This is a genomic window from Muriicola marianensis, from assembly GCF_014638095.1.
Taxonomy (GTDB): domain Bacteria; phylum Bacteroidota; class Bacteroidia; order Flavobacteriales; family Flavobacteriaceae; genus Muriicola; species Muriicola marianensis.
Map to the genome: position 1 here is coordinate 1,656,141 of NZ_BMFH01000001.1, position 13,836 is coordinate 1,669,976.

The 13,836-nt window shown below is 49.4% G+C and carries 17 protein-coding genes; 3 read left to right on the forward strand and 14 right to left on the reverse strand.

All coding sequences use genetic code 11. The annotated features are described in order from the left end of the window. Positions 1 to 3 precede the first annotated feature (3 nt). Positions 4 to 480 carry a methylated-DNA--[protein]-cysteine S-methyltransferase gene (locus IEV19_RS07495; protein ID WP_188370035.1) on the forward strand — a complete coding sequence of 159 codons (477 nt, stop codon included), beginning with the start codon at positions 4 to 6 and terminating at the stop codon, positions 478 to 480. 154 nt (positions 481 to 634) lie between these two features. Here IEV19_RS07495 and IEV19_RS07500 read toward each other — a convergent pair whose 3' ends face one another. Then, positions 635 to 1,756, reverse strand: a complete 1,122-nt coding sequence (locus tag IEV19_RS07500; RefSeq protein ID WP_188370036.1) for a hypothetical protein — start codon at positions 1,754 to 1,756, stop codon at positions 635 to 637. A 168-nt stretch (positions 1,757 to 1,924) separates the two neighbouring features. On the opposite strand from IEV19_RS07500, the gene IEV19_RS07505 reads away from it, so the two are divergent. After that, positions 1,925 to 2,638 (forward strand): 3'-5' exonuclease, encoded by a 714-nt coding sequence (locus tag IEV19_RS07505; protein WP_188370037.1) that lies wholly within the window; start codon positions 1,925 to 1,927, stop codon positions 2,636 to 2,638. A 1-nt stretch (position 2,639) separates the two neighbouring features. On the opposite strand, the gene IEV19_RS07510 is transcribed toward IEV19_RS07505, so the two are convergent. From IEV19_RS07510 to IEV19_RS07550, 9 genes are all read right to left on the reverse strand, one after another. Next, the gene (locus IEV19_RS07510; protein WP_188370038.1) at positions 2,640 to 3,623 is read right to left on the reverse strand and encodes an endonuclease/exonuclease/phosphatase family protein; all 984 of its coding nucleotides are present in this window, start codon (positions 3,621 to 3,623) and stop codon (positions 2,640 to 2,642) included. 61 nt (positions 3,624 to 3,684) lie between these two features. Then, positions 3,685 to 4,023, reverse strand: a complete 339-nt coding sequence (locus IEV19_RS07515; protein ID WP_188370039.1) for a hypothetical protein — start codon at positions 4,021 to 4,023, stop codon at positions 3,685 to 3,687. 14 nt (positions 4,024 to 4,037) lie between these two features. Further along, positions 4,038 to 4,493 carry a GNAT family N-acetyltransferase gene (locus IEV19_RS07520; RefSeq protein WP_188370040.1) on the reverse strand — a complete coding sequence of 152 codons (456 nt, stop codon included), beginning with the start codon at positions 4,491 to 4,493 and terminating at the stop codon, positions 4,038 to 4,040. Beyond that, positions 4,483 to 5,328, reverse strand: a complete 846-nt coding sequence (locus IEV19_RS07525) for an MBL fold metallo-hydrolase (protein ID WP_188370041.1) — start codon at positions 5,326 to 5,328, stop codon at positions 4,483 to 4,485. The genes IEV19_RS07520 and IEV19_RS07525 overlap by 11 nt, the downstream gene beginning before the upstream one ends. Before the next feature lie 9 nt (positions 5,329 to 5,337). Then, positions 5,338 to 5,910, reverse strand: a complete 573-nt coding sequence (locus IEV19_RS07530; RefSeq protein ID WP_188370042.1) for a sugar O-acetyltransferase — start codon at positions 5,908 to 5,910, stop codon at positions 5,338 to 5,340. 9 nt (positions 5,911 to 5,919) lie between these two features. Further along, on the reverse strand, positions 5,920 to 6,645 hold the full coding sequence (locus tag IEV19_RS07535) for a hypothetical protein (protein WP_188370043.1): 726 nt from the start codon (positions 6,643 to 6,645) through the stop codon (positions 5,920 to 5,922). A gap of 162 nt (positions 6,646 to 6,807) precedes the next feature. Beyond that, entirely contained in the window at positions 6,808 to 7,581 is a 774-nt protein-coding gene (locus IEV19_RS07540) for a DUF6090 family protein (protein WP_188370044.1), read from the reverse strand. Between the two features lie 32 nt (positions 7,582 to 7,613). Then, entirely contained in the window at positions 7,614 to 8,375 is a 762-nt protein-coding gene (locus IEV19_RS07545) for a DUF6090 family protein (RefSeq protein ID WP_188370045.1), read from the reverse strand. A gap of 30 nt (positions 8,376 to 8,405) precedes the next feature. Then, positions 8,406 to 9,365 carry an amidohydrolase family protein gene (locus IEV19_RS07550; protein ID WP_188370046.1) on the reverse strand — a complete coding sequence of 320 codons (960 nt, stop codon included), beginning with the start codon at positions 9,363 to 9,365 and terminating at the stop codon, positions 8,406 to 8,408. 362 nt (positions 9,366 to 9,727) lie between these two features. Here IEV19_RS07550 and hflX point away from each other — a divergent pair, with 362 nt between their 5' ends. After that, positions 9,728 to 10,939, forward strand: a complete 1,212-nt coding sequence (gene hflX, locus IEV19_RS07555) for a GTPase HflX (protein WP_188370047.1) — start codon at positions 9,728 to 9,730, stop codon at positions 10,937 to 10,939. 269 nt (positions 10,940 to 11,208) lie between these two features. Here the strand turns inward: hflX and IEV19_RS07560 are convergent, their stop codons facing one another. From IEV19_RS07560 to IEV19_RS07575, 4 genes are all read right to left on the reverse strand, one after another. Then, positions 11,209 to 11,718 (reverse strand): DUF2480 family protein, encoded by a 510-nt coding sequence (locus IEV19_RS07560; protein WP_188370048.1) that lies wholly within the window; start codon positions 11,716 to 11,718, stop codon positions 11,209 to 11,211. Between the two features lie 23 nt (positions 11,719 to 11,741). Continuing rightward, complete coding sequence (locus tag IEV19_RS07565) at positions 11,742 to 12,068, reverse strand: DUF59 domain-containing protein (protein WP_188370049.1); 327 nt, start codon at positions 12,066 to 12,068, stop codon at positions 11,742 to 11,744. A gap of 7 nt (positions 12,069 to 12,075) precedes the next feature. Then, positions 12,076 to 12,501 carry a SufE family protein gene (locus tag IEV19_RS07570; protein WP_188370050.1) on the reverse strand — a complete coding sequence of 142 codons (426 nt, stop codon included), beginning with the start codon at positions 12,499 to 12,501 and terminating at the stop codon, positions 12,076 to 12,078. 99 nt (positions 12,502 to 12,600) lie between these two features. After that, the gene (locus IEV19_RS07575) at positions 12,601 to 13,827 is read right to left on the reverse strand and encodes an aminotransferase class V-fold PLP-dependent enzyme (RefSeq protein WP_308418528.1); all 1,227 of its coding nucleotides are present in this window, start codon (positions 13,825 to 13,827) and stop codon (positions 12,601 to 12,603) included. Positions 13,828 to 13,836 lie beyond the last annotated feature (9 nt).

Consider the following 13,836-nt stretch of genomic DNA (forward strand, 5'->3'; position numbering starts at 1 on the left):
CCTATGGTTACAGCATTTGTAAAAACCCCTCTCGGAATGGCAAAGATCGAAGGAGACTCTAAGGGGGTCACTTCTATTTGTGTTCTGGATGATATAGAGGAAACTTCAAGTGAAAATCCACAGGAATTAACCGAGGCTGTCAGACAACTTCAGGAATACTTCAACGGAAACCTAAAGAATTTTACATTCGATCTGAATCCCAAGGGGACCGAATTTCAAAAAAAGGTATGGGGTGCCTTATTAAAGATCCCTTTCGGGAAGACGATCTCCTACCTCGACCTGAGTAAAAAACTGGGCGATCCGAAAGCCATTCGTGCGGTGGCTGCTGCCAACGGAAAGAATCCCATCTGGATCGTCATTCCGTGTCACCGTGTGGTAGGAAGCAAGGGTGAAATGGTAGGCTATGCCGGGGGCATACATCGGAAAAAATGGTTGTTGAACCACGAGCGTTCCGAAAAGCAGCAATCCCTTTTCCCATAAAAACAAACCACCCGGTCTGTAGTGTTTATTTTTCTAATTCCGAATCAGGTAAAGTGGTATGTTGAACGAACTTTTTCGGGGTTAAACCGACTCCGATTGTTATCCTGCCCTCAATTTTCCTTTCAAAACCGACTCCCCGGTCGGATTGCAGTTTTCAAGGCTCCACGAAGTAGGTAGGCACAAAAGAGAGGGGTATCCGGTCTAGTAATTGCCCTGTTTTGGAGATCACGAGGACACCCCCATTAAGATCATTCTGGAAATCGGCATTGGCATATCCCACAAGGAAAACCTCTGCATCGTCATAGTAGCGAATAGCTGTCAGATCTATATTGGAACCGGTGTCGGATTCTACCTGTTGAACGATCCCGAGGATATCGATCTCCACATTGGTATTCGTCCCGAAATCAAAGTAGGCCGGCCCGAAGGGAACTTCTGAGGGCTGGGCCAAGTTGTTGGTGTAGTAGAGGGTAGATCCAAAAACAGTGCCCTGCAGAGGCCCGGGGGGAAGGAATACGTCCAATGTAAAAGGAATTTCTGAGAGTTGGTCAAGCATCTCTATATCGTATACCTGGTAGGTAAAAATGGAATTCCCCAGTCCTACAAGGATACCAATGTTCCCAACGTCATCGATCAGGATATTGGGTATCCCCTGGCCAAAGTCGAGCGTTAACAAGAGCGTCCGGCTCTCCGAATCAAAGATCCCGATCTTGTAGCTGCCTGCCTCATCCCGGTAAGTGAACATCAGCCTTTGGCGGTAATACAGGGGGGCATAAGCCTGCTGTATATTCAGGGCGATGGGCAGGTCTGTAAAACTGCCATCGGAAGGGTCCAGGGTCCTTATCTCAAAATCCCGACTCCCTTTGGGACTGTAGTTCCCCAGGAAAATAAGGTCCTCAGAATTGGCACCCCAGGTGATGGACCGTTCGTCCGTCACCGTATAAAAATCCGGATAGGCCACCGATTGTCCTGTAAAAGTATTGACCTGTACCAGGGAAAAACTCCCGGAAGAAAAGCTGTAAAAGGAGACGACATCCTCCACCTGTCTAAGAGTGAGGTACAGGGGGTCCACCCCCAGGCTTTGGGTCAGGTTGGTCTCCGTCCCAGAACCGGCAATCCGGTCATAGGAAAACCGGTATACATTGTCTGTGTTTTCCCCGATCAGCCTGAAATCGGGAAGGACAACCTCTTCTTCTTCCATGACCGACGCATTGTCCTTTGAGCAGGACCCTATCGTCAGAAGGAGGAGGCAACATCCCAGAAATAGAGAAGAGCGCATGCAATTTTTTCTTAAAAATACACATTCTTAAAAACTGGGGCGTTTCTGAAGGGAAGATTCGGTGAAATGACCTCTCTTTGTATAGTGTCGGGCAATCGGAATTACATTTCTTACTATCTTGAATATCTCGTAGATCATCTATGTTTAAATTCTTGAAAACATCGGATCATGTTGAACAAAGTATCCCTTGAAGACATCCTCTTCCTCGATATAGAGACGGTACCGGAGAGCGCCTCTTTCACCGAGCTGGACGAGGTGAGGCAAGCCCTCTGGGACCAGAAATCCCAATACAAACGGGGTGAAGGGATCTCCGCAGAGGAGTATTACGAAAATGCGGGGATTTGGGCCGAATTCGGCAAGATCATCTGCATTTCGGTGGGCTACTTCCACTTTAAAGGAAGCCGGAGGCAATTCCGGGTCACCACTTTTCACGGGGAGGAGAAAAAACTCCTGCAGGAATTCCGCAACCTGCTCACCACCCATTTCAGGCCTCAAAAATTCCTGCTCTGTGCGCATAACGGGAAGGAATTCGACTTTCCCTATATCGCCCGCAGGATGATCGTACACCACATTCCCCTGCCCGATAAGCTCAATCTCTTTGGGAAAAAACCCTGGGAAGTCCCCCACCTGGACACTATGGAACTCTGGAAATTCGGGGATTACAAGCACTACACCTCCTTAAAATTGCTGACCCATGTGCTGGGTATCCCCTCCCCCAAGGAAGACATAGACGGGAGCATGGTACGACAGGTATATTACGAAGACAACAACCTGGACCGCATCATCGAATACTGCGAACGAGATGTGATTACGGTGGCCCAGGTCATTCTCAGGCTTAAAAATGAACCCCTACTTGAGGAAGAGGAAGTGCTAAAAGTATAGATCACCCCACTTTTTTACTGTACCTCAACTGTACGTACACCGGAAAATGGTCGCTGTGCCCGCCCAGGTATTTTTTTCCCACATAGGTCCGGAACGGGATGCCCCTGTACCTCCCGTGCCATTCTTTCAGGAGGTGATCGTCGAAGATCCCGGCATGGGCAAAGCTGTGGTGGCCGGCAGAATGGTTAAAAAATGTCTTTGACAACAGGATCTGGTCAAAGAGGGACCAGCGGTTCCTGTAATTGGCACTTCCGCTGTTAGCTGTATGTAGGCTCCCCATAGGATTGTGCAGGTCGGCCTCCGCTACCAGATGCATGATGCTCTTATCGGTGGGCCCGTCGTTGAAATCTCCCATGATGATGTAGTTAGGAGATCGAATGTCCTTTTCGATCTTCTTCATTTCCTTCAAAATGGTATTGGCAGCTTCCAGCCGCTTGTAGGCCGTAATGGTTTCCCCATCCCTGCGGGAGGGCCAGTGGTTCACAAAGACATGAAGGTCTTCCCCGTGCAGATCGCCCCGCACATAGAGGATGTCGCGGGTGGCATCCCGCTTTCCGTCCGTGTTGTCCACATATAGTGGGATCCTTTTGGAGGAGGTGACTGAGAAATGGGCCGGGTGGTAGAGCAGGGCCGTATCTATGCCCCTTTCATCCGGGGAATCGTAATGCACAAAGCGATACCCCTTTTTCCTCAGGGCCGGCATGCCCAGCAGGTCGTGGATCACCTTCTTGTTCTCCAGTTCAGCCAGGCCCACCAGGACAGGGGGGTGTGAACTGGTCTTTCCGCCAAGGCGGGAGATGGTTCGGGAGAGTTTCCTCAGCTTGTTGCGGTAGCGTTTGGGCGTCCACTTCTTAAACCCTTTGGGGGTAAAATCATCGTCCAGCTTACGGGGATCATTCCGGGTATCAAAGAGGTTTTCCAGGTTGTAGAAGGCGATGGTGCAAACGTCTTCCTGTCGTTTTCCGGGAAAGAAGGTAAAAGCCATATCTCAGCGTTTGATTCCCAAAATACGAAATCAACTGTTGCAACCGGCCCTGGCTACTGGCTTAGGCAAACCGGTGGTAAAGCACCAGGACCACGCCCAGGAGGAAAAGGCTGGTAAAGATCAGTTTGTTGTGTTTGGCCAGCCACTCCGGGAGGAAGATGTCAAAATTATGCCTGTCGGAGTCGGAATATTTTCTGGCGAGGACGGTCAGGGGACAGAACATTTTAAACAGGAGCAGGACAAGTCCTTCCCCAACGATGATCCCCATCCCGATCCAGGTAAACGTCGTGATCCGACCCGTGATCCCGGAATACAGGATGTAAAAAATAACCCCGACAAACAGGGCCCAGATCAGGGTGTGCAGGATCTTGATCAGCAGGAGTTTTTGAGTATCCTTCATAGCGGTGTTGTAATTCAGGTGAGGTGCATTTTCATCCCCTCATGGGTGGCGGTAAAGCCCAGGGCCTCGTAAAAAGCAATGGCCTCCGGTCTTTTTTTGTCCGTGGTCAACTGGAGTACATGGGCCTTCCGCTCCCTGGCCCGATCGATGGCCCAGGTGAACATCTTCCTGCCGATGCCTTCCCCCCTCTGGTCCTTCCGGATACGCACGGCTTCGATCTGGGCCCTGACCCCTCCCCGGTAGGTAAGGTATTGCAGGAAACTCAGCTGGAGGGTCCCGATGACCTCCCCTTCTTCGTTCTCCAGGACGATGAGTTCCTGGTTGGGATCCACATCTATGGCCTGAAAAGCCCGGACATAAGATTCCGGCAAAGGCTCACGATAATCCTCCCGGGCCATCCCCAGGGGGTCATCGGCCAACATGGCCACAATGGCCGGAAGATCATCTTTTATCGCTTTTCTAAACTTCATTTTTTTTCTTTTTAATCTCTCTTTCTTCAATATCCCGGATCACTGACCGGACCATATTCATTTTGGACAGGTGTTTCCCTGAGAGCCATTTTACCATGCGGTTTTCCTTTAGGCCTAAGTTCTTAAAAATCTCTTTTTCCGAATAGCCTCTGGCATGCTGGGCGGCTACCTGCTCAAAAAAGGTAGACAAAAAATCCAGCTTTTTCTGCAAGGCCTCCCTCCCCTCTGTCAGCTGGGGCTTATGGGAGCAGAAGAGGATGTTAAAATCCAGTTGCAGCACTTTTTTAATGGACTCCATCTGCTGCCAGACCGACTCGTCCGGGAGGAAATACCCAATATAGGTGTTGACAAACAGATCCGCAGAGAACAGCCATTTTTTATCGGGTTCATACAGGGCCACCATGTCCGGGGCATGGCCCGGGATGGGGATCAGCTCAAAGGTATGCCCACTCGTTTTGATAACGCCCTCTACCGGCACCAGGGTGGCACAGGCCTCCCGCTTGCCCCACAGCCACTGTTGCACAAAACTGATCCGGGGAGGGTCCTTCATGATGCGGCAGGTCTCCGTGGAGGCATATGCCTCGCAACCATGCAGCTCCTGCAGGGCTTTGATATTCCCGCTGTGGTCTTCGTGGAAATGGGTGATAAACAACTGCTCTACCTCAAGGTTCTCATTTGCCTGTAAGATCCGCTTTTGTGCTTTCCGCTGGCCCGTATCTATCAGCAGGCCGTCCACAAAATACTGGTATACGAACAGGGTGGGCATGCCCGGAATTGAATAGCCAAACCGCAGCCCCAAAACCCCATCGTGTGTAAATGAATCCGTGACAACCATTGAATTCTTCTAAAGTTTCCGCACCACCTGACACGGATTCCCGTAGGCTAAAACATTATCAGGGATGTCTTTGGTGACCACACTCCCCGCCCCTATGGTGACATTGTCGCCTATTGTGACCCCAGGAAAAATGACCGTATTCCCCCCTATCCAGACATTGTCCCCTATACTCACGGGTCTGGTAGAAGTGAGGTAGCGGGTGTCCGTCCCCTTGCCGATAATGCGGTCCGAAGCATTCAACGGGTGGGAGGCCGTATAGATCTGTACATAGGGGGCTATCAGGCCATTCTTCCCAATGCTGATCTTGTTATTGTCCAGAAAAATGCAGTTGGTATTCACAAAGGTGTTGTCCCCGATGGAGATATGCTCCCCGTAATCGCAGAAAAAGGGGGCTTCTATCCAGACCCCCGAACCCTTTTGTTGAAATAGCTCGCCCAAGATACGGTTTCGCTCGGCGAGATTTTCTGAATCCAGGGTGTTGTACTGCTGCAACAGCTTCCGCGCCCGGTGGTAGGCCCGGAGCAATTCGGGATCCCGGGAATCATAGGCCTGCCCGGCCAGCATTTTTTGTTTTTCGGTCATGATTTTGGCTCAGTTCTCACTTGCTCTGTATTTCTTATGTTCACTTTTGATATACTCCTCCCCAAATTCGCCATTTTCACTGACATGCCTCAGATGCTTACCACGTACCCTCCACAGGTATTTCTCAGTCCGGGAAGATTCTCCATAGATGTCATGGGTTTCCTGAGGTAAAAAGATATTTACTTTGGAAACATAACCCCTGAAGGGTTGTAAATCGATATCGAGTCGGCCGTAACCAAATGAACTTATTTCTAAGCGGTCAATCAAATCGTCAGAAGATGAGTACCGTATCCTGCCCATTTTGTCTGTTCCCACGCTGCCAATTAAAGAATCCTTCGCATAAAGATTGACAAATGACCCATAGGATTCGATAGGCTGTCTTTCCTCGTCATAAAGCTCCAGGGATAAGGTCAGATAACTTCCCTCCTCCTTCGGTTTTTTGTTTCCTGGGCTCCCGCAATGTTCCTTTCTTTCAATCTCAAACCAGGGTTTGGGCCGGCCATAAGGTTCATAATGTAATATCAGGGTATCTCTTTTATCCTCATAGTATCCTTTTTCAAAAAAGGACCCATGTGCAAGAAAGACGCTTGAAGACTTGATGAAACGTGATGAATCGAGAAGTTGAATCCTATGGGTGTGTATCCCACCTTCTTCGCAGAGTTCGTAATTGCCCTGTACGCGCTGAGAGGCAGCCGAGACCGGTATTATTAATAATAGTAATACCCAATATTTCACCCGTTCCTGCATGTTTATTTCCGCGGCATATGGTTCCGGCTTTGGATATTTGTATGGATAATTCTTGGACCTAGCAAGTAACTTCTAACAGACATTTGCGCGATCTTTTCATGAGAAAACCGGGATAAGGGCTTACCAATAGCCAATATTCTGTTTTCATAACTACTTATGGGAGTCTATTTCTTCCTTAACCATATTCAATATTTCTAAGGACCTCTGTTTCAGACTTTCATTTCCAGACTTTTGTAAAGAAGCCAACGTATTTCTATAAGCAACCTTGTTAATAAGTCTAAGCTTGTTAGTGGGTTCGTTCAGTATTTGAATTATTGTATTCTTTAGTTCCTCATCATCCACTATTTTGTTTTGGAATGGATAAAAATCATTGAATTTTTCCACCATCCTTTTGGAGTTTCCGTAGGATGCAAAACCTCCATAATCAATAAATGTATGAGTAGTTAAATTGTCAACAAGATTGGTATTATTGATGTTTGTGTTCATCGCAAATAATTCAATTTGTTGGTTATAGGTTATTAGCTCATCTTTCAAATTTATATTTTGGATTATATTGATTTGATTAGAATTAAGCATTTGAGAAAGGGTCGTATTCGCATTGGTAAACGTCCATCGCGTTGAGAGATCATTCAACTTTGGAAGGATACTGTCCATGTCATAAAAGCCATTATTTGATTCATAATGTTTAATGACTTCATTGGCATGGTTGATTATAATACTTTCGTAATCAATATAGACGTCCAGCATATTTATTTGAGCAGTCAGATCATCCCTTAAATTCATAAGGTATGTAATCTCTTGATCACGAAGTTTTTGATTCTCATTCCAGTTATTGATCCCCAGGGCGATCAGAATCCCGATCACCACCAGGAATATCTCGCCTATGGCATAGAGCAGATACCTGCTGATCTTATTCTCGGTCATGAGTTTTCGTCTGATCTTTCTTAAAAAGGTGATCATTTAGTTTCCAGGTGTTCAATTTCACTGTCGATTTGCGACATCAATCCTACAATCCTGCTCTTGAGCTGGGCGTATTGCCAATCCAACAGGATTTTGGTCCTGTTTCGCGTCGATCGTATATAATACAACATCTCCTTATCGGTCTTCAGGGCCTCAAAATTCAGTGGCTTCAGGCTTCCCGGGAAATCAGGCTGGGTGAGGTCGTAGTCGTAGGCCGACTCAAACCTTGTGGGAAAGACCTCGGCATAGCCCCTTTCCAGCTCATCCACAAAATACCGTTCATTTACCAGGAAGAAATTGTACTGGGAATCGTAAACGCCTATGATGGCATCCCGCAATTCTTTGTTGGAGATGGTGGTGATGCCTTTGGATTTCAGGGTCTCAAACGCACTAGTGGAATACCGGAAAAAGGTGGGGGTCATAAAGTCGGAGAAATTGCGGGAGATCTTCTCAAGGTCGTAATCTATATCATTTTCCAGGGCAAGCAGGATGGTATCCGAGGCCGCCAGCCCCCGTTTATGCCATCTCACATTCCCCTCCAGGTCCTGGAGGTCTTTTTGCAAACCGTCCTTAAAAGAATAGAGCAATTGCAGTTCAAAGGTCTGTTCCTTTCGTTTCTCATTCCAGTTATTGATCCCCAAAGCGATCAGGATCCCGATCACCACCAGGAATATCTCTCCTATGGCATAGAGCAGGTACCTGCTGAATTTGCTTTCAGCCAGCAGTTTTAGGCGTAATTTTCTGAAGAGTGCGAGCATACATCAGTATTCACGAGTGACATTTAACCCCTAACGACTTTTGTGTTTTTGGATCTCTTCCTCTGTTAGCCTGAGGAATCGGGCTGCATTGTCGTAGAAGATGGCCGACTTCTGCTCCAGGGTTAGGAAGCCTGCGTTATTGACAGATTCAATGCCTGTACTGATTACCTGGGGCCATGCCATCTGGTCGGTGCCGTACATGATGCGGTCACCAAATCCCGCATCAATTAATGTTCTTAAGTATTTATTGAACTCTTCCTGAGGTAAGATCCAATTCACCACAGCGATGTCTACATACACGTTGGGATGGGCGTACATCAGAGCCTTCACATCTTCTACGTAAGGCCATCCCCCATGCATAATGTAGAGTCGAAGATTGGGGAAGGCCACCAGGACGTCTTCCAGTTGCTGGGGATTGGCGTTGTAGGTGCGCATAGCACCCAGCATTTCGGGCATCAGGTGAATGCCATAGTTAGGTCCTCCGGGAAAAATGTGGAATCCCACGGGTATGTCCAGCTCCTCGGCCAGGGCAAAGTAGGGGATCTGAGAAGGATCATCGGCCAGTACCCCACCGTAAAATGGAGCCATCTCCGCCATCACCTGAAGGTGGCCTTCCTCGAACTGTTTTCTCAGGGATTCTACGTCCCGGTTGGCCGCCCCAATCAGGATTTCTCCGGAAAAGTCTTCCCCCCAGGATTGGCCATTGGTGACCACAGCCATAACAATCTTGTGCGTTTGAAAGGCTTCCAGTGTTTTATCCTTCTGTTCGGCAGCAGACTTAACCCCTTCGTACACTTCGCCCCTCAGGGTTTCGGGATGTTCAAACCCTATCAGGGGATTTCCATCTGCAAAGGCATGTATATGCATGTCAATGATGGGTCCGCTGTAAGTAGTGGTTGGTTTATCCGCTGGATTAATCTTATTTTCTTTTGGCGTTGTATTGCATGACAGCAGCAATAGGACCACCAGGAAGAGAGTGAATTTTTTCATTTTGAAGGTTTGGTTGTCAGGTATGTGCTCCCTAAGATAGGAAATAAGATGAGATGTGGGTCTGGAAGGATTAAGGTCATCTTTGCATGCCCTCAACAATCAAATCATTATCGATGGTATCATAATAAATATTGAGCGGACTTACCATATGCTTCTAGTAGATCCAGGCAGCCAAGGACCGGAACTCCGGTTTGAGCTCCTTCTCCTCCAGAAGTTTCAGGCGGAGTTTTCTGAAGAGTGCGAGCATTGTTTACTGGTTGGTCACAAAAAAGAAAATTCTGTTATCTCACTTCTAATTTACCACTTTCTCCTTTCTGAATGATATTATAATTACCTCCCCCAGAATTCGTAATTTTGCACCCATGCTGGAGAGAAAGACCATAGACCATGAAAAGGCCGTCCTGATCGGGATCATCAACCGGGAACAGGATGAGGAGAAGGTCACTGAATACCTGGACGAGCTGGAGTTTCTTACCTATACCGCGGGAGGGGAAGTCATCAAACGCTATGTACAGCGCATAGACGTGCCCAACCCCAAGACCTTTATCGGGAGTGGGAAGATGGCAGAAGTAGAAACCTTTGTAAAGGAACACGAGGTAGGCTCCGTCATCTTTGACGACGAGCTTACCCCCGTGCAGCAGCGCAATATAGAAAAGCAGCTCCGCTGCAAGATCCTGGACCGCACCGGGCTGATCCTCGACATCTTTGCCCAGCGGGCCCAGACCAGCTATGCCCGTACCCAAGTAGAGCTGGCCCAGTACGAATACCTCCTGCCCCGCCTCACCGGCCTCTGGACCCACCTCGAAAGACAGCGTGGAGGGATCGGGATGCGCGGTCCGGGGGAGACAGAGATAGAAACAGACCGCCGTATCGTGAGGGACCGTATCGCACTGCTGAAAAAGAAACTCACCAAGATAGACAGGCAGATGGAGACCCAACGCGGCAACCGGGGTTCCCTGGTGCGGGTGGCCCTGGTGGGATATACCAACGTGGGGAAATCCACCCTTATGAACGTGATCAGCAAGAGCAACGTCTTTGCCGAGAACAAGCTTTTTGCCACCCTGGATACCACGGTGCGCAAGGTGGTCATCGGGAACCTACCTTTTCTTCTGAGTGATACCGTAGGGTTTATCCGTAAGCTGCCAACCCAATTGGTGGAGAGCTTTAAAGGCACCCTGGACGAGGTACGGGAAGCAGACCTCCTCCTGCACGTGGTGGATATCTCCCACCCCAATTTCGAGGAACACATAGATTCCGTTAACCAGGTGCTGAGTGAAATCGGGTGTGCCGAGAAGGCCACCATCATGGTCTTTAACAAAATCGACCTGTACAAACATGAAGTGATCGCGGAGGATGATCTCACCACGGAGAAGACCGCCCGACACATGACCCTAGACGAATGGGAGAACACCTGGATGAAGCGCATGGGCGGGAACGCCCTTTTTATCTCGGCCCTGAACAAGGAGAATTTAGACGAATTCAAGCAACGGGTCTACCGGGCCGTGCGGGAGATCCACGTCACCCGCTTCCCCTACAACAACTTTTTATACCCGGAAAACCTGGACGCCTACTAAAAAGGTCCGCTTGGGGTATGTCATTCACCGACGTTTTTGACCCTTCGTAAGACACACAACAAATTCCCCGCGATTGACAACACGGATTTGGCGCTCCGCCTTCCTCTTTTTACTTTTACAGTGTAGTTAAGTGTAAGTGTTTATCCCCAAATCCTACCCTGAACTATTTCTTAGTGTTCATTTCCCCAAATCGACACCAGGAATCAGAAATTGAACATTTCATAGCAAATGTAGACCTGCAAAAATCCCGGCTTCTCGCCGGGATTTTTTTATTTCTTCTTTTTAAACAAGGGCACCGAGGAACAGGCCTCCCCGTACATCACGCTCCGGGCGACGCCCTGTAGTTTTCGGGTGGCCCAGATATAGGCGTTGGGGGGTACGGGCTTGTTCGCACACCCCTTGATGATCACAGGTTTGTCTTTCAGGTGGGATACGTCAAGCGCATCCAGGGTTTTCTGGTAGAGCACGGTCTCAAGCAATTCCAGGCTTCCCTGCACCACCTCAGTCGCAAATGGTTGGAGACGGGTGGTGACCAGCATAAAGGCCCAGCCGGGCACGATAGCGTCCATAGAACAGTGCACGGCCACGAAGGCATCCTCGTACTGCTCCCAGTTGTGCGCCTCCACCTCAGCCCGGAATTCCTTTTCCCTCAGGATGACCCCTTCCATCAGCCAGGGGCTGATATCCAGCACCATACGCTTCCCCTTGGGATAATGATCCTCCAGGTCAAAGGTCACCAGCGGACTGGCACTTACTCTGTTGACGATCTCTTCGGACATGGTCAGAAAATAATGGAAATATTTTACAGTAGGCCCAGCTCCAGCTTGGCCTCCTCGCTCATCAGGTCCTGGCTCCAGGGCGGATCAAAGGTGATCTCCACCTCGGCGTCCTTTACGATGTCCAGGGATTTTACCTTCTCCTCCACCTCCACGGGCAGGGTTTCTGCCACAGGGCAATTGGGGGAGGTCAGGGTCATCAGGATCTTTACCTCGTTGTCTTCGTTGACAAAGACATCGTAGATCAGGCCCAGTTCATATATGTCGACAGGGATCTCAGGATCGTAAATGGTCTTCAGTACCCTTACGATCTTTTCTCCCAGTTCCTGTGTGTCTATAGCGGTCTTACTCATCTCGCTCTTAATTTAATTGGGTTTGGTAGGCCACGGCGTACAGCTTCAGCTGCTTGATCATGCTGACCAGGCCGTTGGCCCTGGTGGGCGACAGGTGCTCCTTCAACCCGATCTCATCGATGAATTTTGTGTCGGCATCGATGATGTCCTGGGGTTTCTGGTGACTGAACGCCCGGATCAGGATGGCGATGATCCCCTTGGTAATGATGGCATCACTGTCTGCGGTAAAGACCAGCTCGTCCCCTTCCAGTTCGGCGTGTACCCAAACCTTGCTCTGGCAGCCTTTGATGATGTGGTCCTCTGTCTTGTATTCCTCTTTGATCAAAGGCAGGGATTTCCCCAGCTCGATCATATACTCATACCGCTGCATCCAGTCGTCGAACATGGAAAATTCTTCAACGATCTCATTTTGTATCTCGGGTATGCTGCTCATCCTGTTTGTTTTGTCGCAAAAATACGATAAGTATTACTGTCTTTCAACAGAACTACCCCATCCTAACATTTTATTCACAAGGAGGTCTCTGCCGGGTGATCAGGTCAGCATCTGCCTGGCCTTTACCAGGGCCTCCACAAAGCGGTCTACCTCTTCTTTGGTATTGTAGAAGCTGAAGCTGGCCCGTATGGTGCCGGGGATCTGGAAGAAGTCCATCACAGGCTGGGCGCAGTGATGGCCGGTGCGTACGGCGATGCCCATCTTGTCTAACAGGGTGCCAACGTCATAGGGGTGGATACCTTTGATATTGAAGGAGATCACGGCCGTCTTTCGCGTAGCCGTGCCGTAGAATTGCATCCCTTCGATACGGGAGAGCTTTTCCGTGGCATAGGCCAGGAGTTCGTGTTCATACGCGTCTATAACCTCCAGGCCGATTGAGTTCAGGTAATCGATGGCCGCTCCAAAGGCAATCCCGCCGCAGATGTTGGGGGTGCCGGCCTCGAATTTATAAGGCAGGTCGGCATAGGTGGTTTTCTCAAAGGTCACCTCGGCGATCATCTCCCCTCCCCCCTGGTATGGGGGTAATTTTTTGAGCCAGTCCTGTTTCCCGTACAGCATACCAATGCCCGTGGGCCCGCAGAGTTTGTGGGCAGAAGCAGTGTAGAAATCTACATCCAGCTTTTGCACGTCTACTTTTAGGTGGGGAGACGATTGAGCCCCGTCAACCAACACGGCTGCCCCTACGGCATGGGCCAGGGGGATGATCTCTTCGATGGGGTTGATGGTCCCCAGGGCGTTGGAGACGTGGTTGCAGACGACAAGTTTGGTACGCCTGGAGAGTAATTTCTTGTAGTCATCCATTTTCAGGACGCCATCGGTATCCATGGGAATTACTTTCAGGGTAGAACCGGTTCGCTCACAGAGCATTTGCCAGGGCACGATGTTGCTGTGGTGCTCCATGGCCGAGACCAGGATCTCATCCCCTTTTTTGAGGAGGGAAGTAAACCCATTGGCCACCAGGTTGATGCTGTGGGTGGTCCCGGAGGTAAAGATGATCTCGTGGGTATGGGCTGCGTTGAAGAACTGCTGTATCTTTTTCCGGCCTTCTTCATAGGCCTCCGTGGCTTCCTGGGCCAGGGCATGCACACCCCGGTGGATGTTGGCATTGTACCGGCTGTAGTATTCGACGATGGTGTCTATGACCTGCCTGGGTGTCTGAGAGGTGGCCGCATTGTCGAAATAGACCAGGGGGTTCCCGTTCACCTTCCTGGTGAGGATAGGGAAGTCCTTTCTTATTTTGGCAATATCCAATTGTGTCTCAGTCATCCCGAAAAT

Coding starts and splice junctions, on each gene's coding strand:
- IEV19_RS07495 (WP_188370035.1), top strand. CDS start 4: ATGGTTACAGCATTTGTAAAAACCCCTCTCGGAATGGCAAAGATCGAA.
- IEV19_RS07500 (WP_188370036.1), bottom strand. CDS start 1,756: ATGCGCTCTTCTCTATTTCTGGGATGTTGCCTCCTCCTTCTGACGATA.
- IEV19_RS07505 (WP_188370037.1), top strand. CDS start 1,925: ATGTTGAACAAAGTATCCCTTGAAGACATCCTCTTCCTCGATATAGAG.
- IEV19_RS07510 (WP_188370038.1), bottom strand. CDS start 3,623: ATGGCTTTTACCTTCTTTCCCGGAAAACGACAGGAAGACGTTTGCACC.
- IEV19_RS07515 (WP_188370039.1), bottom strand. CDS start 4,023: ATGAAGGATACTCAAAAACTCCTGCTGATCAAGATCCTGCACACCCTG.
- IEV19_RS07520 (WP_188370040.1), bottom strand. CDS start 4,493: ATGAAGTTTAGAAAAGCGATAAAAGATGATCTTCCGGCCATTGTGGCC.
- IEV19_RS07525 (WP_188370041.1), bottom strand. CDS start 5,328: ATGGTTGTCACGGATTCATTTACACACGATGGGGTTTTGGGGCTGCGG.
- IEV19_RS07530 (WP_188370042.1), bottom strand. CDS start 5,910: ATGACCGAAAAACAAAAAATGCTGGCCGGGCAGGCCTATGATTCCCGG.
- IEV19_RS07540 (WP_188370044.1), bottom strand. CDS start 7,581: ATGACCGAGAATAAGATCAGCAGGTATCTGCTCTATGCCATAGGCGAG.
- IEV19_RS07545 (WP_188370045.1), bottom strand. CDS start 8,375: ATGCTCGCACTCTTCAGAAAATTACGCCTAAAACTGCTGGCTGAAAGC.
- IEV19_RS07550 (WP_188370046.1), bottom strand. CDS start 9,365: ATGAAAAAATTCACTCTCTTCCTGGTGGTCCTATTGCTGCTGTCATGC.
- hflX (WP_188370047.1), top strand. CDS start 9,728: ATGCTGGAGAGAAAGACCATAGACCATGAAAAGGCCGTCCTGATCGGG.
- IEV19_RS07560 (WP_188370048.1), bottom strand. CDS start 11,718: ATGTCCGAAGAGATCGTCAACAGAGTAAGTGCCAGTCCGCTGGTGACC.
- IEV19_RS07565 (WP_188370049.1), bottom strand. CDS start 12,068: ATGAGTAAGACCGCTATAGACACACAGGAACTGGGAGAAAAGATCGTA.
- IEV19_RS07570 (WP_188370050.1), bottom strand. CDS start 12,501: ATGAGCAGCATACCCGAGATACAAAATGAGATCGTTGAAGAATTTTCC.
- IEV19_RS07575 (WP_308418528.1), bottom strand. CDS start 13,827: ATGACTGAGACACAATTGGATATTGCCAAAATAAGAAAGGACTTCCCT.